Annotated in this window: 24 protein-coding genes; 7 read left to right on the top strand and 17 right to left on the bottom strand. The window is 45.0% G+C overall.

All coding sequences use genetic code 11. The features are described from left to right. Positions 1-348: 348 nt before the first annotated feature. From ndk to trmJ, 10 genes are all read right to left on the bottom strand, one after another. A complete protein-coding gene (ndk, locus tag AC1HDP_RS02085) occupies positions 349-780 on the bottom strand; it encodes a nucleoside-diphosphate kinase (protein WP_140932256.1) in 432 nt (143 codons plus the stop codon). A gap of 254 nt (positions 781-1,034) precedes the next feature. Next, positions 1,035-1,370: an ISC system 2Fe-2S type ferredoxin gene (gene fdx / locus AC1HDP_RS02080; protein ID WP_140932255.1), complete on the bottom strand. Its 336-nt coding sequence runs from the start codon at positions 1,368-1,370 to the stop codon at positions 1,035-1,037. A 9-nt stretch (positions 1,371-1,379) separates the two neighbouring features. Continuing rightward, positions 1,380-3,239 carry a Fe-S protein assembly chaperone HscA gene (hscA, locus tag AC1HDP_RS02075; RefSeq protein ID WP_479637478.1) on the bottom strand — a complete coding sequence of 620 codons (1,860 nt, stop codon included), beginning with the start codon at positions 3,237-3,239 and terminating at the stop codon, positions 1,380-1,382. Positions 3,240-3,303: 64 nt separating this feature from the next. Then, entirely contained in the window at positions 3,304-3,828 is a 525-nt protein-coding gene (hscB, locus tag AC1HDP_RS02070; protein ID WP_479637477.1) for a co-chaperone HscB, read from the bottom strand. 9 nt (positions 3,829-3,837) lie between these two features. Continuing rightward, complete coding sequence (gene iscA, locus AC1HDP_RS02065) at positions 3,838-4,161, bottom strand: iron-sulfur cluster assembly protein IscA (protein ID WP_140932252.1); 324 nt, start codon at positions 4,159-4,161, stop codon at positions 3,838-3,840. Positions 4,162-4,163: 2 nt separating this feature from the next. Then, positions 4,164-4,550 (bottom strand): Fe-S cluster assembly scaffold IscU, encoded by a 387-nt coding sequence (gene iscU, locus AC1HDP_RS02060; RefSeq protein ID WP_140932251.1) that lies wholly within the window; start codon positions 4,548-4,550, stop codon positions 4,164-4,166. Between the two features lie 46 nt (positions 4,551-4,596). Further along, on the bottom strand, positions 4,597-5,811 hold the full coding sequence (locus AC1HDP_RS02055) for an IscS subfamily cysteine desulfurase (protein ID WP_140932250.1): 1,215 nt from the start codon (positions 5,809-5,811) through the stop codon (positions 4,597-4,599). 78 nt (positions 5,812-5,889) lie between these two features. Further along, entirely contained in the window at positions 5,890-6,351 is a 462-nt protein-coding gene (gene iscR / locus AC1HDP_RS02050) for a Fe-S cluster assembly transcriptional regulator IscR (RefSeq protein ID WP_140932249.1), read from the bottom strand. Positions 6,352-6,534: 183 nt separating this feature from the next. After that, positions 6,535-7,356 carry a serine O-acetyltransferase gene (cysE, locus tag AC1HDP_RS02045; protein WP_479637476.1) on the bottom strand — a complete coding sequence of 274 codons (822 nt, stop codon included), beginning with the start codon at positions 7,354-7,356 and terminating at the stop codon, positions 6,535-6,537. Positions 7,357-7,372: 16 nt separating this feature from the next. Beyond that, on the bottom strand, positions 7,373-8,101 hold the full coding sequence (trmJ, locus tag AC1HDP_RS02040; protein WP_479637475.1) for a tRNA (cytosine(32)/uridine(32)-2'-O)-methyltransferase TrmJ: 729 nt from the start codon (positions 8,099-8,101) through the stop codon (positions 7,373-7,375). A 156-nt stretch (positions 8,102-8,257) separates the two neighbouring features. Between trmJ and suhB the strand changes: the two genes are divergently transcribed. The 3 genes from suhB to AC1HDP_RS02025 all read left to right on the top strand — a co-directional run bounded on the left by suhB (position 8,258) and on the right by AC1HDP_RS02025 (position 10,012). Further along, positions 8,258-9,061: an inositol-1-monophosphatase gene (gene suhB, locus AC1HDP_RS02035; protein ID WP_140932246.1), complete on the top strand. Its 804-nt coding sequence runs from the start codon at positions 8,258-8,260 to the stop codon at positions 9,059-9,061. 149 nt (positions 9,062-9,210) lie between these two features. Beyond that, positions 9,211-9,615 (top strand): phosphate-starvation-inducible protein PsiE, encoded by a 405-nt coding sequence (locus AC1HDP_RS02030; RefSeq protein ID WP_479639802.1) that lies wholly within the window; start codon positions 9,211-9,213, stop codon positions 9,613-9,615. A 91-nt stretch (positions 9,616-9,706) separates the two neighbouring features. Next, complete coding sequence (locus AC1HDP_RS02025; RefSeq protein ID WP_479637474.1) at positions 9,707-10,012, top strand: PilZ domain-containing protein; 306 nt, start codon at positions 9,707-9,709, stop codon at positions 10,010-10,012. Positions 10,013-10,061: 49 nt separating this feature from the next. Here the strand turns inward: AC1HDP_RS02025 and AC1HDP_RS02020 are convergent, their stop codons facing one another. Further along, positions 10,062-10,304 carry a YecH family metal-binding protein gene (locus tag AC1HDP_RS02020; RefSeq protein WP_479637473.1) on the bottom strand — a complete coding sequence of 81 codons (243 nt, stop codon included), beginning with the start codon at positions 10,302-10,304 and terminating at the stop codon, positions 10,062-10,064. 115 nt (positions 10,305-10,419) lie between these two features. Between AC1HDP_RS02020 and AC1HDP_RS02015 the strand changes: the two genes are divergently transcribed. From AC1HDP_RS02015 to AC1HDP_RS02000, 4 genes are all read left to right on the top strand, one after another. Further along, positions 10,420-12,096 carry a LytS/YhcK type 5TM receptor domain-containing protein gene (locus AC1HDP_RS02015; protein WP_479637472.1) on the top strand — a complete coding sequence of 559 codons (1,677 nt, stop codon included), beginning with the start codon at positions 10,420-10,422 and terminating at the stop codon, positions 12,094-12,096. Continuing rightward, complete coding sequence (btsR, locus tag AC1HDP_RS02010) at positions 12,093-12,803, top strand: two-component system response regulator BtsR (protein ID WP_479637471.1); 711 nt, start codon at positions 12,093-12,095, stop codon at positions 12,801-12,803. The genes AC1HDP_RS02015 and btsR overlap by 4 nt, the downstream gene beginning before the upstream one ends. A 157-nt stretch (positions 12,804-12,960) precedes the next feature. Continuing rightward, positions 12,961-14,397, top strand: a complete 1,437-nt coding sequence (locus tag AC1HDP_RS02005; RefSeq protein WP_479637470.1) for a carbon starvation CstA family protein — start codon at positions 12,961-12,963, stop codon at positions 14,395-14,397. A gap of 85 nt (positions 14,398-14,482) precedes the next feature. Beyond that, positions 14,483-14,896 carry a VF530 family protein gene (locus tag AC1HDP_RS02000; RefSeq protein WP_479637469.1) on the top strand — a complete coding sequence of 138 codons (414 nt, stop codon included), beginning with the start codon at positions 14,483-14,485 and terminating at the stop codon, positions 14,894-14,896. Positions 14,897-14,906: 10 nt separating this feature from the next. Here the strand turns inward: AC1HDP_RS02000 and AC1HDP_RS01995 are convergent, their stop codons facing one another. From AC1HDP_RS01995 to rssA, 6 genes are all read right to left on the bottom strand, one after another. Continuing rightward, the gene (locus tag AC1HDP_RS01995) at positions 14,907-15,734 is read right to left on the bottom strand and encodes a hypothetical protein (protein WP_479637468.1); all 828 of its coding nucleotides are present in this window, start codon (positions 15,732-15,734) and stop codon (positions 14,907-14,909) included. A 264-nt stretch (positions 15,735-15,998) separates the two neighbouring features. Further along, positions 15,999-16,610 carry a GTP cyclohydrolase II gene (gene ribA, locus AC1HDP_RS01990; RefSeq protein WP_140932238.1) on the bottom strand — a complete coding sequence of 204 codons (612 nt, stop codon included), beginning with the start codon at positions 16,608-16,610 and terminating at the stop codon, positions 15,999-16,001. Positions 16,611-16,788: 178 nt separating this feature from the next. Continuing rightward, positions 16,789-17,145, bottom strand: coding sequence for a YibL family ribosome-associated protein (locus AC1HDP_RS01985; protein WP_479637467.1), 357 nt, complete (start codon positions 17,143-17,145; stop codon positions 16,789-16,791). A gap of 89 nt (positions 17,146-17,234) precedes the next feature. After that, a complete protein-coding gene (gene nrdG / locus AC1HDP_RS01980; RefSeq protein WP_140932236.1) occupies positions 17,235-17,720 on the bottom strand; it encodes an anaerobic ribonucleoside-triphosphate reductase-activating protein in 486 nt (161 codons plus the stop codon). 60 nt (positions 17,721-17,780) lie between these two features. After that, on the bottom strand, positions 17,781-19,898 hold the full coding sequence (nrdD, locus tag AC1HDP_RS01975; protein WP_479637466.1) for an anaerobic ribonucleoside-triphosphate reductase: 2,118 nt from the start codon (positions 19,896-19,898) through the stop codon (positions 17,781-17,783). A 423-nt stretch (positions 19,899-20,321) separates the two neighbouring features. Beyond that, positions 20,322-21,275: a patatin-like phospholipase RssA gene (gene rssA, locus AC1HDP_RS01970; protein ID WP_479637465.1), complete on the bottom strand. Its 954-nt coding sequence runs from the start codon at positions 21,273-21,275 to the stop codon at positions 20,322-20,324. Positions 21,276-21,330 lie beyond the last annotated feature (55 nt).

Below are 21,330 nucleotides of genomic sequence, written 5' to 3'. Positions count from 1 at the left end.
TTATCATGGTTACAGAACAAGAGTAACCACCCCAAAAACAAACTAACTCGCAACAAAAACAACATCAACACACCCACTTGTTGCTAAAATGTTGATTTTTAAGCGATTTTGAATATCTGGAGATTTAGAAAATAATGAAGCTGGAAATGAAGTGGTTAAAAATCAGGCGGTTAACTTGAAGGGCAAATAACACGCAACCAGTGAGACCGAAACAATCTGATAACAATAAAGTTTCAGTCACTGCTCGTTTTTTTCAATAAACTTGACAGTGATCACGTTACAGCCACAAAAAAGGAGCCTAAGCTCCTTTATCATTAACGACTAAAATAATCACTTTGCAATCAAGTATTAACGAGTGCGAGGGCACAACTCATCAACGCTGAAGAAGTAAGCTATTTCGCGCTCAGCAGAACCTAATGCATCAGAACCATGAACAGCGTTTTCATCAATGCTGCTAGCAAAATCGCTACGGATAGTGCCGCGGGCGGCATCAGCAGGATTGGTTGCGCCCATGATTTCACGGTTAGCTAACACGGCATTTTCGCCTTCTAAGGCTTGCACCATGATTGGGCCTGAGGTCATAAAGGCCACTAAGGCGCCAAAGAATGGACGTGCGCTATGTTCAGCGTAAAAACCTTCAGCTTGCTCCTTGGTTAAGTGCACCATTTTTGAAGCAACAATTTTAAGACCCGCAGACTCAAAACGGCTATAGATAGCACCAATATGGTTGTTGGCTACGGCATCAGGCTTGATAATTGAAAAAGTGCGTTCGATCGCCATTATTATGTATTCCTTTCAGTAGGGATTATCAATTTGCGCGGATTATACGAGATTAACGTATTGAATCCTATCTTTATAACAACTAATTCGTGACAAAGCTCACCAAGAGCGATCGACTAGTACGCACAACCGCTCAAACTTGAGATAAAAGTGAATTAGCCTTGACTGATAATCTTATTGATGAGTACTAACAACTCAGAACTTACGGGTAAAAAAAATCCCCGCCGCAACGAGGATTATAGAGTGAAGGCAGATTAACCTTCGCTAACCATGTTAATGGTATATTTAGGGATATCAATAATCATATCGCAATCAACCACTTTAGCCTGACACGAAAGACGGCTTTCAGGCTCTAAGCCCCAAGCTTTATCTAACATATCATCTTCCAGTTCATCGCTTGGCTCTAATTCATCAAAGCCTTCGCGCACTATCACATGACAAGTGGTGCATGCACAGGATTTCTCGCAGGCATGCTCAATCAAAATGCCATTGCGCAGGGCAACATCCAGAATCGACTCACCGACTTCTGCTTCAACTACCGCACCTTGCGGACACAATTCTTCATGAGGAAGAAAAACTAACTGTGGCATAGCTTGTACCTATATATTATCAACAGATTGGCCAGTTAAAGCCGTCTTAATCGAGTTATCCATACGACGCGCAGCAAACTCTTGGGTCTGGGCATCTACCGCTTCGATGGCAGCAGTAATGGCTTTAACATCACTACCGTCAGCGGCTATCAATAGCGCCTGCATGGCAGATTCAATCATGGCATGCTCGCTGACATCCAGTAAATCTGCATCTTTTCTTAACGCCGAGGTTAAGGATTCAATCACGCGCGCCGCTTCAACTTTCTGCTCAGTTAACATCCGCAGTTCAATGTCAGCTTTGGCATGATTTAACGAATCTTTTAGCATAGTGCTAATTTCATTTTCGCTTAAACCAAACGATGGCTTAACCTGAATGCTAGACTGCACGCCAGAGGATTTCTCCATAGCGGTAACACTGAGCAAACCATCGGCATCCACTTGGAAAGTCACGCGAATGTGCGCCGCACCTGCCGCTAACGCCGGAATACCTTGCAAGGTAAAACGCGCTAATGAACGGCAATCTTGCACTAATTCACGCTCGCCTTGGACAACATGAAAGGCCATGGCCGATTGACCATCTTTAAAGGTGGTAAATTCTTGTGCGCGCGCCACCGGAATAGTGGTATTGCGAGTAATCACCTTTTCCACTAAGCCGCCCATGGTTTCAATGCCAAGCGACAGCGGTAACACATCTAATAGCAGCAGTTCAGACTCAGGCTTATTACCTACCAAAATATCGGCTTGAATACCGGCGCCTAAGGCCACGACTCTGTCTGGATCTATGCTAGTTAATGGCAATTTACCAAAAAATTCAGCCACGCGCTCACGCACTAAAGGTACGCGGGTAGAGCCACCCACCATAATGGTTTGCAGCACTTCATCTTGACTAATTTCAGCATCGCGCAGCGCGCGGCGACAAGCAGCAATAGTCTTTTTAACTAAAGGCTCAATCAGCTGATTAAATAGTTCGCACGTGATAGTAAGCTCGTATGATTGACCATCAATATCAAGCTTGGCAGCAACAGCGGGGGCATCACTCAAGGCTTCTTTAATACGGCGCGCTTCAATCAGCAATTGGCGATTCACTTGATGATTAGTTTGCGCTAATTGCCATTCGGTCACTAAGTGTTGCACCAGTAACTCGTCAAAATCATCGCCACCTAAGGCAGAATCGCCACCTGTAGCCATGACTTCAAATACGCCTTTATGTAAGCGCAACACCGAAATATCAAAGGTGCCACCGCCTAAATCATAAACCGCGATCACGCCTTCTTGGCCGGAATCTAAGCCATAAGCAATAGCGGCAGCCGTAGGTTCATTTAACAGACGTAAGACTTTAAGCCCTAATAAATTAGCGGCATCTTTAGTGCCTTGGCGCTGAGCATCATCAAAATAAGCCGGCACAGTGATCACTACGCCTTCAAGCTTACCGCCCAAGGTTTCTTCGGCTCTAGCCACTAACGGCTTTAAGATTTCGGCGGCGACTTGAATGGGATTGACCGGCCCTTGCACTGTATTGAATAAAGGCAGGCCATTATCGCTGGCAGTAAACTGATAGGCGTGATGATTGTCTTTACTCAACACATCCGCAAGACTGCGTCCCATAAAGCGTTTAACTGAGACTATGGTGTTTTGTGGATCTTTAGCAGAAGCATTAGCAGCGCGATAACCCGTTTCAACATAGTGCTCACAATAACGCACTATCGAAGGTAACGCATGGCGCCCTTGGCTATCAGCGAGAGTATTAACCTGGCCACTTCTAACAGCAGCAACCAGTGAGTTGGTGGTGCCTAAATCGATACCGGCGGCGAGACGATGTTGATGCGGAGCCGCGCTTTGTCCGGGCTCAGCAATTTGCAGTAAGGCCATAGTGATAACTCTTGTAATAAAGGCTCAACTGGGTTGAGCCTCGATGGCAACTCTTTATACAGGATTAGTCGAGCAAAGCATCCTCTGCCTGGCTAAGTTCATCCTGCAGCTTATTCATGAATTTGAGCTTACGCACCAAATCGACTGCAACGTTAAGATCATCAGGATCGTCACTGGCTAATTTGAGCGCCAGTTGCTGCAAGATAGTCGATTGATATTGAGTAAACTCTGTGGCTAATTGTGCAATATCGTTTTCGGGCTCACGGGCAGACGGTATATCTGCCAGTGCTTCTCGCCAACTCATTTGTTGCATCAAAAATGCCATATCTTTGACTGTGGTGGTTTCGTGCTGAATATCTTTGCCGTTAAGCCACAAGATATGTTCAGCGCGAGTCACTGGGCGTTTCAAGGTTTGATAAGCATCATTCACTTGCGAGGTACGCTGCAAAGCAATGCGTTTATCTTGTTCACTACCGCCAGAGAATGTATCGGGGTGCACAGTGCGCTGCAGTTGACGATAACGTTCACTGAGCGCGGCATTATCCAGCTCAAAACTAATAGGTAGTGCAAATAACTCAAAATAATTCATAACGTCAGCTTATACAGTAAAGCTTTCACCACAACCACATTCGCCTTTAGCGTTAGGGTTGTTAAATTTAAAGCCTTCGTTCAGGCCTTCTTTGACAAAATCAAGCTCGATGCCTTGCAAGTAAATAGCACTCTTAGCGTCAACAATAATATTGACGCCGTCAACGTTATGAACTTCATCATCGTCATTGAGTTCATCAACAAACTCAATGACATACGCCATGCCGCTACAGCCTGAGGTACGTAACCCCAGACGTAAGCCAATACCTTTACCGCGGTTTTCGAGAAATGCGTTCACCCGAGCGACGGCTGCAGGTGTCATCGAAATCGCCATGATTACTCCGCTGAATGCTTAGACTTGTACTCGTCCAATGCGGCTTTAATCGCATCTTCTGCCAAAATCGAACAGTGAATCTTCACTGGCGGCAATGCCAATTCTTCAGCAATATCAGTGTTCTTAATCGCTAAAGCTTCAGCAACAGTTTTGCCTTTCACCCACTCAGTCACTAATGAACTAGAAGCAATCGCGCTACCGCAACCGTAGGTTTTAAATTTTGCATCTTGAATAATGCCATTGTCATCAATCTTCAATTGCAATTTCATCACGTCGCCACACGCAGGTGCTCCCACCATGCCTGTTACTACTGATGGATCATCCTTATCGAAGGCGCCAACATTACGAGGGTTTTCATAATGGTCTATTACTTTTTCACTATAAGCCATGATCCTGCTCCAATTCTTTACTATTGCTATGTTAATGGGGGATCACTTAGTGATGGGCCCATTGCACCTTGCTTAAATCAACACCGTCTTTAAACATTTCCCACAAAGGTGACATTTCACGTAATTTGCCAATCGATGCACGAATGGTCTTAATTGCGTAGTCAATTTCTTCTTCTGTGGTAAAACGGCCGATAGAGAAACGAATTGAGCTATGCGCCATTTCATCACTCAGGCCTAAAGCACGTAATACGTAGCTTGGCTCTAAGCTGGCAGAGGTACAGGCAGAGCCTGATGACACAGCTAAATCTTTTAAGGCCATCATCAAAGACTCACCTTCAACAAAGTTGAAGCTGACGTTGAAAATGCCGGCATAACGTTGCTGCATGTCACCATTGATATAGGTTTCTTCGATATCATTGATGCCATTCCACAATCTGTCACGCAGCGCTGTAATGCGCTGACCATCAGCTTGCATATCTTGCTTAGCAATGGCGGCGGCCTCACCTAAACCTACGATTTGGTGAGTTGCTAAGGTGCCACTACGCATACCGCGCTCATGACCACCACCGTGCATTTGTGCTTCTAGACGAATGCGTGGCTTACGGCGCACATATAATGCACCTATGCCTTTAGGACCATACATCTTATGCCCAGAAATTGACATCAAGTCGACTTTGGCTGTCTGTAAGTCAATCGGTAATTTACCGGCACTTTGGGCAGCATCAACGTGATAAATCACTTTCTTAGCGCGACATAATTCGCCAATGGCTTCGATATCGTGGATAACACCGATTTCGTTATTAACATGCATTAACGTTAACAAGATAGTGTCGTCACGCATGGCTTCTTCTAAACGCGCCAGCGAAATAATACCATTGCTGCCAGGCTCTAAATAAGTCACTTCAAAACCTTCACGCTCAAGCTGACGACAAGTATCTAACGTCGCCTTATGCTCAGTCTTGCTGGTAATGATGTGCTTGCCTTTCTTATGGTAAAAGTGAGCAACACCTTTAATAGCCAAGTTGCTAGACTCAGTCGCACCTGAAGTAAATACGATTTCACGATGATCGGCATTAATCAGCTCAGCCACTTGACTACGAGCATTGTCGACAGCTTCTTCAGCTTGCCAACCGTAGCGATGAGAACGTGACGCAGGATTACCGAATACACCATCCATAGTCATATGCTGAACCATTTTCTCAGCGACACGAGTGTCAACAGGGGTGGTTGCGGCATAATCGAGATATATAGGAAGCTTCATTTCACACTCCGTACTTTACAATCTGCAATGTTGCGATTGTCTACTACGTACAAAAAAATGTTGATTGGGTTGCGAATATCACGCACTGACACGTTGTTTTAGGTGTTTCTCGTCTTGTTTGACAGAGATAACCTGTACGTCTCGTTTCTTCATCAGTCCCGCCAGCGTTATGCTATCGAGAAAATCTGATATCTGTTTACTTAAATCGCCCCACAACGAGTGAGTTAAACAGCGGCTGCCACCCTGGCAATTGGCCTTACCTTGACATCGCATGGCATCGACGGACTCATCGACTGCACTCACTACCATAGCCACAGTAATCGTATCGGCATCAAGCCCTAAACGATAACCTCCACCAGGTCCACGGACACTCGCGACTAACCCTTGTTTACGCAATTTGGCAAACAGCTGTTCAAGATAAGACAATGAGATATCTTGACGTTCGGAAATATCGGCTAAAGGTACCGGGCCATTGGCAGAATGAATAGCTACATCCAGCATGGCAGTGACGGCGTAGCGTCCTTTCGAGGTTAATTTCATAACTACTACTGCTCCCAACGGTTCTTGGTAAGCATTGCAACATACCCAAGCATTTTAGTCAAGTATTTACCCGAGTGAAATACTAGGACATTATAAGATTAATACCCCGTCTTAACGCTGGGGTATTTAACCCTTTTCTAGTCAAACTTTCAATCTTGTCAGGCCATTTTATGGCAAATAGCCTTAGATAATGGGATCAAACTCATCAATCGATTTTTGGCGCTTTTGAGCTGCCGCAATTTCAGCATCATTAAAATCGCCAACATCTAACTGAGGTAAGCGGTCAGTGCAGACATCGCCGCCAAGTTTTTCCACCACTTGACACAATTCTTGCACCTTAGAATCCATTAAATGCATGTGATCAAGCATCTGACCAATGGCATTGGCGACCGGATCTGGGTTATCCGGTGATACCGCATAAGCATCAAAGCCGTATTTTTTAGCCATGGCGCTGCGTCTATCGCTTTGCTCTTGGTCGTGACTGGTGGGTTTAGCCACAGCGCGCCCTGGAATACCAACCACTGTGGTATCAAGCTCAACATCCTTAACGACTACTGAGTTAGAGCCGACACGCGCGCCATCATGCATAGTAATAGGGCCTAAAATCTTAGCGCCAGCGCCCACTACTACGTTATTTTTTAAGGTCGGATGACGTTTACCGGCTTGCCAGCTGGTGCCACCTAACGTCACCCCATGATACAAGGTGCAATCATCGCCAATTTCAGCCGTTTCACCAATCACTACGCCCATGCCATGATCGATAAAGAAGCGTCGACCTATGGTAGCGCCCGGATGAATTTCAACCCCCGTTAGAAAACGGGAAAAAGTTGATAATAACCGAGCACTCAAGCGCCAATCGGCCTTCCACAATCTATAACTTATGCGATGCAACCAAATAGCATGCATCCCTGGGTAATTGAATAAAATCTCTATGGTGCTGCGCGCGGCAGGGTCCCTGTCATAGATAGACGCTATATCTTCTTTTAATCTCGCCTTGATACCCATGGATTTCCTTTAACCGTTAGTTTTTGCCAACCTTTTTATCAATAGAGGTCAAAATACCGCGTAAAATATTCATTTCATGAGCTTCGATGCGCGCGCGTGTAAAGAGGCGGCGTAATTTAGTCATCACTTGACCTGGGTGGTTTTTAACAATAAACCCCGTCGACAGTAAAGTGTTTTCTAAATGGACGAAAAAGCGTTCTTGATCGTCCGCTAATGGGTATTCAGCCGGCGCTTCAGGCGCGCTTTCACTGGCTAAATGCGCCAAATGAGCAACCCGAGTCTCATAACAAATCAACTGCACTGCTTGGGCTAAATTAAGCGAGCTATATTCAGGATTGGCAGGTATGCACACGTGATAATTACACATTTGCAGTTCTTCATTGCTCAAACCATGGTTTTCACGGCCAAAAACAATAGCAACCGGGCCAGTGCGCGCCTCAGTGGCTAACTTATCACCGGCTTGACGGGGATCGAGCATAGGCCAATCTAAAGTGCGGTTGCGCGCTGAAGTCGCAATCACTAATGAGCAATCTTTAATGGCATCGCTTAGTGAATCAACTTTCACCAAATGCTTAAGAATATCAGAAGCACCAGCGGCTAACGCCACAGATTGACCATCAGGTTCAACCCGAGGTTCAGCCAAATACAAGCTTGATAATCCCATGGTTTTCATGGCTCTGGCCACTGAACCTATATTACCTGGGTGAGATGTTCCCACCAGTACAACACGAATATTACTGAGCATAAGATAGAATAATTTTCTTAGACAAAGAGTTATAAGGCTAAAAGCTTACCACAAGCCAGTTTGATTCTTTAGTGCAAAATCAGCATTTGATATAACTTGAGATTTGAGTATAATCTCGCGGTTATTTTTTCGTTCTTTTACATCCAGGGGAATGCAATGCATCCGATGCTAACCATCGCCGTCCGCGCCGCTCGCGCCGCCGGTCAAACCGTTATGCGTGCTTATCACGACTCAGATAAAATTGAAGTCAGTGTAAAAGGTATTAATGACTTCGTAACTAACGTCGACAAAGAAGCCGAATCAGCGATCGTGTACCAAATTCGTAAATCTTACCCTGATCATACTATCGTGGGTGAAGAAGGCGGTGAAAACCGTGGTACCAACACTGATTACATTTGGATTGTAGACCCACTGGATGGTACCAATAACTTCGTTAAAGGTATTCCTCACTTCGCAGTGTCTATTGCTTTACAAATCCGTGGTAAGACTGAAGTTGCCGTAGTTTATGATCCAATGCGTGACGAGCTGTTCTCAGCCGTTCGTGGTCAAGGCGCTAAGTTCAATGACCGTCGTATCCGCGTAGGTCAACCAAATGATTTGAACAACGCCATTATTGCTACTGGTTTCCCATTCAAGGCTCGTCAACATACCGAAAGCTATTTCGCTATGTTAGCTGACGTATTTAACCAGTGTGCCGATATTCGCCGCGCCGGTTCTGCCGCACTTGATTTAGCCTATGTTGCTGCTGGCCGCGTTGAAGGTTTCTTCGAGTTAGGCTTAAAGCCTTGGGACATAGCTGCTGGCGACTTAATCTGTCGTGAAGCGGGCGCAACCGTGACTGATTTCACCGGTGGCCACAACTATATGATGTCAGGCAACATAGTTGCTGGCTCTCCTAAAGTGACTAGCCACTTAGTGAAGGCATTCCGCCCTCATTTAAACGAAGCGTTAAAGCGCTAAGTTAAACGACTGTTCTGATTAAAAACCGCCATTTGGCGGTTTTTTATTGCTAAAAATTTAAAATCCCGATCTTGATCACACGCCTTAATGTCACATTTCCCTGTGATGCTGCTACCATGCCGTCCATTACATTATGCACTGAGAGCACTATGGGAAAAATCCGCAGAAACGGGATTAAAAGCATCAAGTTGGTTGAACATCTAGTCTTAGCACTTATCGCTATTGCCACTATGGTGGCTATTGGTCAAGAAATTGTGCATATCATTCATGTTCGCATGGTGGCCTTGGCCGATTTGCTGCTGCTATTTATCTATCTTGAAGTATTAGCCATGGTGTCTAATTACATTGAGTCAGGTAAGTTACCAGTACGTATGCCTGTATATATCGCCATTGTTGCTTTAGCTCGCTACCTTATTCTTGATATGAAAAGCATGGATGATTGGCGCATTGCCGCCATTTCGTTATCAACCATAGTGTTAGCCGGAACGGTTATTGTTATTCGTTGGGGCCAATTAAAACTGCCCTACCCTAAAACGCCAGACAACGATGACTAATACTAAAAACGGCCATAGGCCGTTTTTTTTGATTTACTGCCGGCAGCAACTACTATTATCTTGGATTCTTTACCAATAAAAGGAATTAGTTGTGACTATTCAAGGATTCAAAGAACTGCGTCAGTCGGTACGCATTGATATGGAGGCGAGCGATATTGGTGTCTTTTGGCTTGAGCAAGGACAAGAGCACAGCCTGATTGCCAAACACGCTGATATTTCACGTTTCGGTACGAGTTTTATTTCAAGTACAAACTTCCCTCTGGGTTGCAACGTGTTAATAGCACTGCAACCCAGTAACGATAGTGTCGAAAAAATTCCCGCTAAGGTTTGCCGAGTGGAACCACAACAGCAACTATTTTTAATTGCTGTTGAGTTTGAGCAAAAAAGTAACGCTTAAGTCGTGGTTTAACCAACGACTTAAGCAACTCTTTAATTTGCTCGGGACATTAATGATCGCATTTTTGGCCAGCCGCTAGTTGCCACTGTTCACCCTCAATGGCAACTAACTTACCCTTAGTTTTTAAAAAATCTAATAAAGCTTTGGCATCAAGGTCGGTGGCGCTACAGGTATGAAAGCGCTGGCTTGCGCCAAACTGATGCTGAATTGCTGCGATTAAGTCGAGCTCAACCTTTGGGCCGAGTTCTACCATAAAATCCATTACTTTATGGCCATGAATTGATTGTGTCATTGTTATGCCTTTAAACATGTAAATTTTTTATAGCTTAAGGTGTTTGAGATAATTAATCTCTGATCTACCGCAAAAGTCTGGCAAAATAACGCCAAATATTCCCAAGCGATGATCCATGTCTTTAATACTGCTTCTCATGCAACAAATGTGTGTTTATTTGGTCATAGTCTATCTCGTCAGTAAAACACCTCTATTTAAAATAGTGACTGAAACGTCGCCAAGATTCCCCCATAAGATTTTCATTTATCTTATCTTTTCGGGTTTTTGCATCATGGGGACTTACTTTGGTGAGCAAACGGCAGATGCTATCGCTAACACTCGCGCCATGGGCGCTGTATTAGGTGGTTTACTGGGTGGCCCAGTCACTGGGTTATTGGTAGGTATTACCGGCGGCTTGCACAGATACAGTGTGGGCGGTTTCACCGATTTAGCCTGCGCTATATCAACCACCTTAGAAGGCTTGTCGGCAGGGTTAGTCAGTTACTATTTTCGCAGTAAAGGTCAGATAGAAAAGCTGTTTATGCCAAGTTTGGCATTTGCCGTGACCTTATTTGCGGTGGCGCTGCAGATGCTACTGATTGTATTGGTTGCAGAGCCTTTAGCGCTTGCCTTAGATTTAGTGCAGCAAATTGCTTTACCTATGCTGATTGTCAATGCGCTAGGCGCCGCCTTATTCATGAGTATGGTGCGCGACCAAAAAACCATGTTTGATAAGCTGTCATCAAGCTTTTCAACTAAGGCGCTTAAAATAGCTGAGCGTAGTGTTGGCGTCTTATCCAAAGGCTTTAACCAACAGACCTCTGCGCAAATGGCGCAAATCATTATTGAAGAAACTAAAGTGGGCGCGGTGGCTATTACCGATAAAGATAAATTACTGGCATTTATCGGCATAGGCGCTGAGCATCATATTCCAGGCGCCGCGATTTCATCGCAATTGACCTTAGATGCCTTAACCCAAAACAAGGTTATGTTTGCCGATGGGGTCGATACCCGTTACGCCTGCTCACTGTCTTCTCATTGCAAATTAGGCTCTTGCTTAGTGATCCCGCTACACAGTGACACTGAAGTCATAGGCACAATCAAGTTATACGAGCCCAAAAAAAAGCTGTTTTTAAATATCAACCGCACCTTAGGCGAAGGCATAGCTAAGCTGTTATCCAATCAAATTTTGTATGGCCAACTTGAGGCTCAACAAAACCTGCTGGTTCAAGCTGAACTTAAGCTATTGCAAGCCCAGGTTAATCCTCACTTTTTGTTTAATGCGCTCAATACCATCAGCGCGATTATGCGTAAAGACCCCACTAAGGCGCGCACCTTGCTTCTGCAATTGGCGCAATTTTTACGGATTAATTTAAAGCGCACCACCGGCCTGATAAGCCTAAGTGATGAACTGGATCACATAGATAATTATCTCACCATAGAAAAAGCCCGCTTTAGTGATAAATTAACAGTAAGCATTGATATTCCGACTGAATTTCATCATTGGCAATTACCCGCATTTACCTTGCAACCCATAATCGAAAACGCCGTCAAACATGGTACATCGCAATTACTATCCCAAGGCATCATACATATCCGAGCTTGGCAGACTAAGCACAGTCATTATCTCAGTGTTGAAGATAATGCCGGCCTATATCAGCCCCAAGATGATCATCAAGGCCTTGGCATGACCTTAGTGGATAAGCGTTTAAAAAATCAATTTGGCCAAGAATATGGGCTCACTGCTGTATGTAACGCGCAGCATTCCACCTTAATCACCATTAAACTGCCAGCCGACAGGGACACAGTATGATTAGCTGCATTATTGTTGATGACGAACCGCTCGCCCGTGATGAATTAGCCGAGCTCTTAGCCTCGACCGATGATATTGAGGTGATAGCCCAATGCGCCAATGCCATTGAAGCCTTAAGCGCCATCAATCGTTTAAAGCCGCAACTGGTATTTCTTGATATTCAAATGCCGCAAATTAGTGGCATAGAATTGCTCGCTATGCTGGATCCTGAGACTATGCCGCGAGTAGTGTTTGCCACAGCATATGATGATTACGCACTAAAAGCCTTTGAATATCATGCTTATGATTATTTGTTAAAGCCGCTGGATGAATCACGCTTAGCCCAAACCTTAGATAAAGTAAGGCGTGATTTACGCCCCAAATTAATGCCTGCTCTGGTGCCCGATGAGTTCACTCATTTGCCTTGTTACTGTGGTAATCGCTTGCGAGTCGTCAAAGCGGCAGCGGTAGAATATGTGTTTAGCGATCTTAGCGGTATTCATGTGGTGACAAACGATCACAATGTTCATACCCAATTGACCTTAAAGATATTGGAAGAAAAAACCGCTATGGTACGCTGTCATCGCCAATATTTAATCATGCCGGCAGCCATTGCTGAAATTGAACCACTCGAATCTGGTGGCCAAGCCATTACTCACAGTGGCGCCAAAGTACCAATTTCGCGCCGTTATTTAAAAAGCCTAAAACAGCATTTTGGTTATTTATAACCCAAAGTTGCGCGGGAACAATAAATGAGCCCGCCGCTTACCCGCCTATATGACCGCTAAGACAAAAAATCAGACCACTCAATCAGCTTAGCCCCAAAAATAATTCATTTTCCATTAATATATTTCCCATATTTATTAATGGAATAAGAATAAAATTATGAGTTGGTTTCTATTGTGTGTAGGCTTGCTAATTGGCGGCTACTTCATTTACGGCGCCTTCGTCGAAAAAATCTTCGGCATCAAACCTGAGCGTCAAACACCTGCTTTTACCAAGACTGACGGGGTCGATTTCGTGCCTATGTCTAAAGGCAAGGTTTACCTCATTCAATTGCTGAACATTGCTGGCGTAGGCCCTATCTTTGGTCCAATTTTAGGCGCTTTGTATGGCCCTGCCGCCATGTTATGGATTGTGTTTGGTTGTATTTTCGCAGGCGCAGTGCACGATTACTTCTCGGGCATGCTATCAGTGCGCAACCAAGGTCAATCAGTGCCCAATCTTGCCGGTAAATACTTAGGTCAAGGCGCTAAGCACTTTATGAATATCTTTGCCATCATCTTATTGCTGCTGGTTGGCGTAGTGTTCATTTCAGCGCCAGCAGGTTTACTGACTAAGCTGACCGGCCTTGATATGAGCATTTTCTTAGGCTGTATTTTCATTTACTACCTCATTGCTACCGTAGTCCCTGTTGATAAGATCATTGGCCGCTTATACCCATTCTTTGGCGCGCTGCTGTTATTCATGTCTGTCGGCTTAACCTTAGCGTTAATCGTTTCAAGCGAGCATGATTTACTGCCAGGTTATGAAATCGCGCATTTCTTTAGCAACATGAACCCGAACGACATGCCATTATGGCCTGCGCTGTTCATCACTATTGCTTGTGGCGCTGTTTCTGGTTTCCATGCAACTCAGTCACCGCTCATGGCGCGCTGCGTTGAAAATGAATCTAATGGTCGCTTCGTGTTTTATGGCGCCATGATAGGTGAAGGTATTATCGCCCTGATTTGGTGTGCGATTGCCCTGTCATTCTTTGGCGGTGTTGAAGGCTTAAATGCTGGCATGGCTGGCAATCCTGCCAACGTAGTTTATGAAGCATCCACTGGCTTACTGGGTGTGGTCGGTGGCTTTATGGCCGTGCTGGGTGTAATTATCCTGCCTATTACTTCTGGTGATACCGCATTCCGCTCTGCTCGCTTGATTTTGGCTGAATTCTTTCAGATGTCACAACTTGAAGTTGGCAAGCGTTTAATGCTGGCTCTGCCATTGTTCGCCTTAGGCGGCATCTTAACTCAAGTGGATTTTGGTGTGATTTGGCGCTACTTCGGCGTGGCTAACCAAGCAACTGCAGTCATGATGTTATGGACAGCATCAGCTTATTTGCTGCGTCACAACAAGCTGCACTGGATTTGTACTATCCCAGCCATGTTTATGACCACAGTCGTGATCACCTTTATGCTGAACTCTGCCACATTAGGTGCAGGCTTACCTATGACGATTTCAACGGTGGCTGGCATCGTGACTACTTTAGTGATTACCGCGTTAATCGTAGTAAAGACCCGCGGCAAAATTGCAGCGGATGAGCAAGCCGAAGGGTAAGCTCAATCGCTATCCAAAAGCACACAGGGCTATGTCCTGTGTGCTTTTTTGTTATACTAGCGGCTCACTTTCTGATGAGCTCAACATGAATCAAGCGAATAACCCGTTACACGGCCTCACCCTTGAAGCCATTTTAACTGATATACAGTCTCACTATGGCTGGGAAGGTCTTTATCAGAAAATCCGCATCAATTGTTTTAACGATAATCCCAGCATCAAATCTAGCCTCAAATTCCTGCGTAAAACGACTTGGGCCAGAGAGAAAGTTGAAATCTTATATCTCAACAAACATAAATTAGCGTTACCGCCACACTTAGTGGCCGTGTATACCCAGAGTCCTAAAGATCCAAGCGCTAAGACTCAAGGCGCCAAAGCTCATATCGCTAGAAGCCATAGCCCTAAGAGCCATAGCAGCCAACCGACTAACGCTCGCCAAAGCGATGCTAGTGCCAGCGATGACAGCGCTAACGTTAATGCCCATATTTGGGGAAAAAATTAAGCGGCGGGGATTAGAACGGAAAATCAAAGATAAGACGCCACACGCGCAAATCTTGCGAGTAACGATAACTGATCCCAACTCGACTCAGTGTAACCCCGAGCCATTGCGGCACGGGGTCAAGCGCTAGACTTAATCCTAGCTCGATGGCGTTATCAGCAAATAGATTCTTTTCACCTGAGTTAAAGTTAACTGGTGAAAAAAACCAGTAAGCGGCAGCAAATGCGCGCGGTTGCCACTGATGCGCTTGCCAATGCCATCCCTCCCCCAACGACCAATCAATGCCAGTATGTAAGGCACCATAGGTTTCGGTTTGGCCGCGGTTATTATCGTTATAGCCTGCGATATACAGCCTTGCGACCCAAATGGCCGCATCTTGTTCGGGGGTTAATTTATAGAGACTACTCACACCAGTGGAATAAATACCGACTTGGCGATTCTCACTAAAATTCCAACCTACACCTAAATCTAAATATGACTCTAAAGTAAGTTGCGGGTCAATAAACCAACTGTATTCAATCCCAGGGGTAAAGGTTGCTGTGCCTATGCTTGACGGTAAATCGCCAATAGGTAAGTCTTGCCATTGATAATCAAAAAAACCTAAGGACACAGGTAAGCGTAAATTGATCTTATGGTCGCTATCTTGCTCAAGGGTGACATATAAGGGTAAGTTGAGTACTGATGCTTGCTGGCCACTGGTGCGATAAATACCACTACCTAAATAACTGGCAAAGGCAAAATGCGCGTCACTACTGGAGTCAGTACTTTCTGTTGTTGCGAGAGCGCTTGTTGCAACGCAAAGATTAACCCCTGCCATCAGTGCCACTTGCCTCACATCCATTACTGCGCCCTCTTATGCTCTTACGGTAATTCGCTCACCATAATAAATGAGATAGGCATGATGTTAAGTAAAATTTTGATAATACTGATAAAACTTTGAAAGCTTGCAGGGATATACAAGGATAGAAGACACAAATATAGATGGGATGATATTAAGAAAAATAACTCATGAAAAAATAAGCTATGAAACAGAAGCAAAGCCTAAGCATATACACTTAAGCCTTACATCTAGCGACGCATAAGCAATAATGGATCTAAAGGCTAGTTAAGCCTCATCATTAAAATGATATTCGCTCATCATATGGCCTAGTTCAGTCGACTTGGTCTTTAGATAGGCTTCGTTATAGCGGTTTTTACCCACTTGCAAAGGCACGCGTTCAACCACATTGATACCAATATCTTTAAGCGCGTTTACTTTTCTTGGGTTATTGGTCATTAACTTAACCTGAGCTATGCCTAAATGCGCGAACATAGGCGCTATCATGTCATAGCGGCGCATATCGGCTTCAAAGCCCAGCATCTCATTAGCTTCAACGGTATTAGCGCCTTTATCTTGCAATTCATAGGCGCGAATTTTGTTGAGTAAGCCAATACCGCGGCCTTCTTGACGCAAATAAAGAATAAATCCTTGACCCGCTTCGGCAATATTTTGCATCGCCGTTTGTAACTGAAAACCACAATCACAACGTAAGCTAAACAGCGCATCACCGGTCAAACACTCAGAATGCACTCGGCCCAACACTGGAGTGTCTAACGACCACTCACCAAAAGTTAACGCTACATGCTCTTTGCCGGTTTCTGTATCTTCAAAACCATGCATAGCAAAAACGCCCCAAGGGGTGGGTAATTTTGAGGTAGCGACATAATTAATCGACATGTAAAAACCTTAACGACAACTCTATCCGTTGAATTCTATCCAATCCATTGAAGAGAAATCCTTTTAATAATTGAGTGTTGACATCACTAATGGTGTTTTCACACATAGACACAACACTCACTGACACGCTTACTCTGTGGACGTCTTAAATCCTAGACGGCAACCAATGGCGCTTTAATTAGAATGCGTTAGGAGCGTAACCAGTCACTTTAGTTAAGCCCATTTGACGGCCTAATTTAGTCATAGGATGCACGACAATTAAGTCTTTAACTGTCTTTTTCAGCTGTCCCATGTTGGCTTGCTCTTGCGAAGTTAATTCACGCTTAAATGGCAAGTTCTTGATATCTTGCCCTTCTTTATTAAGTAAACGGTCTTGTTGGCCTTTAATGCTAGCAATACGCTTAGTCACAGTGGCAATTTCACGTTTAAACTGCAGAATTACACCGGCATCGCCGCGCTGTTCAGCCACGGCCAGTTTACGGCGAAACTTATCCAGCTTGTCATTGAGCTGTTGCAGTTCTTCTTTCAAATTCATCTTGATACCTTAGGGATGGAAAATACAGCAAGCAATTGCTGTTTGTGCGCTGATTATAACACTGCCTGTCGCTTGAGAAACAGTCTGATTTATACCTCAGGGCTGGAGTTTACCGTCAAATAGTGAATTTGCTGATTACTTGAGCCCCGAAAACGCAAACTGGGATCGGCCAAGGCTTGCTCAAATTTACCATCCACCAGCACATCTATGAGTGCCACCACACGTTCTTGCGCGGCGCTTAAGCTCGATAATTCATAGCCAGTCCACAGCCACACATCTTTGCCAGGGCAATGTTCACGCACTTGCAATAATAAGTGTTCAATGGCGGCTAAATTCGCCGGATGCAAAGGATCGCCGCCACTTAATGACAAACCACGGCGTTTAATACGCTCATCGTTTAAATCGTTAATGATTTGCGTAACCATGGCGTCATCAAAATAATGCCCAGAATTGAGTCCCCAGGTGCTTTGGTTGTAGCAACCACGGCATTGATGCTCGCAGCCCGACACAAATAAGGTGGCGCGCGTGCCGGGACCATTAATCACATCGAGCGGAAAATATTGATGATAATTCATAATAACCTCAAAGGGCGCCTAAGGCGCCCTGTGGATGAATAGCAGAAGTAAACCTAGCCTTTATAAGTGTTTAACACGGCGCTTCACTTCTTCTTGCTTACCATAGTTAAATGGGCGCGCATCTGGGCTACCTAAATAACCACATACGCGGCGTGTCACTGACACTCGGCTCGGCTCATGGTTACCACACTTAGGGCAAGTAAAGCCTTTGCTGGTACAGCTAAATTCGCCAGTAAAACCGCAGTCATAACATTCATCGATTGGCGTGTTAGTGCCATAATATGGCACGCGGGAATAGCTGTAATCCCACACATCTTCCAGTGCTTCAATGTTGTGCTGCATGTTCGGGTATTCGCCGTAGCAAATAAAACCACCACTGGCGATTTCAGGATAAGCGCGCTCGAACTCTAATTTGTCATAAGGGTTCACCGCTTTTTCCACATCCAGATGGAAGCTGTTGGTGTAATAGCCTTTATCTGTCACACCGGTCACGACGCCAAACTCTTTGGTGTCAATTTTGGCAAAACGGCTACATAAGCTCTCACTTGGAGTACTGTATAAGCTAAAACCATAGCCAGTTTCTTCTTTCCAGCTATCGGTAGCATTGCGTAAGTATTGCACCACTTCAATGGCTTTTTGACGCAACACTTCACTGTCGTACACATGACCTTGGCCCACATACAAGGCATTAATGGTTTCATGTAACCCAATAAAACCTAATGAAATAGAGGCGCGGCCATTTTTGAAAATTGGCGCGATATCATCATCAGGGCCTAAACGTACGCCGCACGCGCCTTCCATATAAAGAATTGGAGCGACACGGGCTTTAACGCCATTTAAGCGCTCAATGCGCGAATCTAAGGCGCGGCGTGCCACCAGCAAACGCGCGTCTAAAATTTTATAAAACTCAGCTTCATCACCCTTAGCTTGTAAGGCAATGCGCGGTAAGTTTAAGCTCACAACACCGAGGTTATTACGGCCTTCGTGAATAAGCTCACCGTTTTCTTCATAAGTACCAAGGAAGCTGCGACAGCCCATAGGCGTTTTAAATGAGCCGGTGACGCGTTCAACTTGCTCGTAGTTTAAGATATCAGGGTACATACGCATGGTGGCGCACTCTAAGGCTAACTTCTTGATGTCATAGTTAACATCATTGGCCTTATGGTTTACACCATCACGAATGGCGAAGACTAATTTAGGGAATACCGCTGTTTTACGGTTTTTACCTAACCCACCAATGCGTACTTTCATCATAGATTGCTGGATTAAGCGTGATTCCCAGCTAATCCCTAAACCAAAACCAAAGGTCACAAACGGTGTTTGGCCATTGGCAGTATGCAAGGTATTGACTTCATACTCTAACGATTGAAAAGCGTCATAACATTCTTTTTCAGTTTGCGCGCGGGCAAAAGCGACAGGATCAGCAATCTGCCACTCTGTGCCTATGGCTAAATGCTTTTGATAACTCTTAGTCACAAATGGCGCTAACACTTCATCGATACGGTTAATCGTGGTGCCGCCATAAATATGGCTCGCCACCTGCGCAATGATTTGCGCGGTCACGGCAGTCGCGGTTGAAATCGATTTAGGCGTATCAATTTCAGCATTACCCATCTTAAAGCCTTGAGTTAACATGCCGGTCAAATCAATCAGCATACAGTTAAACATTGGGAAGAATGGCGAGTAATCTAAGTCGTGGAAGTGGATTTCACCCGCTTCGTGCGCGGCGACTACATCTTTTGGTAATAAATAGCGAGTGGCATAATGCTTAGCCACAATACCGGCTAACAGGTCTCTTTGAGTCGGAATAACCTTGGCATCTTTATTGGCATTTTCATTTAATAGCGCAGGATTGCTTTGCTCAACCAAGCCTTTAATCTCGAGATTCAGGCGACTGGTGGATTCACGCTGCACATCACGGTCATGGCGATATTCAATATAATGGCGCGCCACTTCCTTGTATGGGCCTTCCATCAGCGCATTTTCTACCGCATCTTGAAGACAAGCAATTTCTACTTCAGCCAAATGGGCAACAGCACCACTTACGCCTGCAGCAACCGCAACCGCATATTCATCATCTTGTATGCCAGCTGAGCAAGCTGCCGCCATTACTGCATCCTTGATCCTGGCTTCGTCAAACAAAGTACGGCAACCGTCTCGCTTAATCACTACTGGCATTATGATTTATCTCTCCACGCTATGATGAAAATACGCACTATATGTAGTGGCATTCAAAACTACAGACACAATATGTAGCGTATTAAGCGCCAAGCTGACAGAAAAAACATTGATCCAGATCATGCAAATTGTGTGATGGCTGCAACACTGCCCTATTAGTGATGCTCCGAGCACTGTTTGCCAAACTGCTACTTGACCCTAAGCATTTCTCGGAGTAACAGCGTCATTATTGCTGTTATTTTGGGCGTGAAAGCGACTATGGATTGAAACGAACAAACGGCGAAACCAATCAGAAAATAGCGAAACACGCTGATGGCGATTAATTGGATTGGGTAGAGTGAGTAGATTGAGTACTAACATATGTGCCTAGCGACAATGACTCTGCCACTAAGCACTTTTAATCATAAAAATATGAGTAACTCTCTAGTGGCCGCTTAATGCGGCTTCAATCAAATGGGCAGCCTCAATTACAGCTTGCTCACCAGCGGCAATCGCTTCACTGGCGCGATGAAATTCCATAGTGCCAATATCTGCCACTTTCGGGGCTAAACAGATATCCGGCGGGTCGCCCATTAAGCGCGCGCGTTTATGGCGCATTTCTAAGATTTCCATAGATTGCGACATCACTGCTAACATGCCAGGATCGCCAAAGCTTTGGCTAAGACTTAGCTTATCGGTTAAGCCCGACACATACTCTTTGCCTTTGGCGAGTAAATCCATAAAGCCTGCACTTTTGTGACCCGCATTATCCACCACATCTTGCGCGCTTGGAGTACTCGACATCATTTGCACTGGCAATACCTGCATGCGAGTGCGCTTATAGGCACTTAAATCAACCGCAATCACAATATCGACATCCATGGCTCTAGCCACAGATACAGGCACAGGGTTAACCACAGCGCCATCCACCAGCCAGCGTTGATTTAAGCGCACTGGTGATAAAATCCCCGGCATTGAGCAAGAAGCGCGCACGGCTTGGCGCAAGTCACCTTGTTGAAACCAAATTTCTTGGCCGGTATAAAGGTCAGTTGCTACCGCTGTAAACGGGCGTTTTAAGTCTTCGATCTTAACCGCGCCAATACTGGCCTGCATTTGATCAAATACCTTTTCACCGCCCATTAAGCCGCCTTTACGCCAGCTTAAATCCATCATGCCGAGCACGTCCCACGATGAGAAACCTTCCACCCAAGATTGCAATTGCTCTAAATGATCATTGGCATAGGCCGCGCCCACTAACGAGCCAATGGAGCAACCCGCCACTTTATCTGGCTCAATGCCCATCTTCTTTAAGCCATTAAGCACACCAATATGTGCCCAACCTTTGGCGGCACCACTGCCAAGGGCTAAGCCTATGGTTGCGCGTTTTTTACTTTGCATTGGTTTATTCATCCTAGCTAATCAAACTTGGCGCCATGTATACCATAGCTAGCAA

This window comes from Shewanella sp. ISS20 (genome assembly GCF_056522965.1).
The sequence above is the reverse complement of the archived record's forward strand: the minus strand, read 5'-3'. Positions and strand labels throughout refer to the sequence as shown.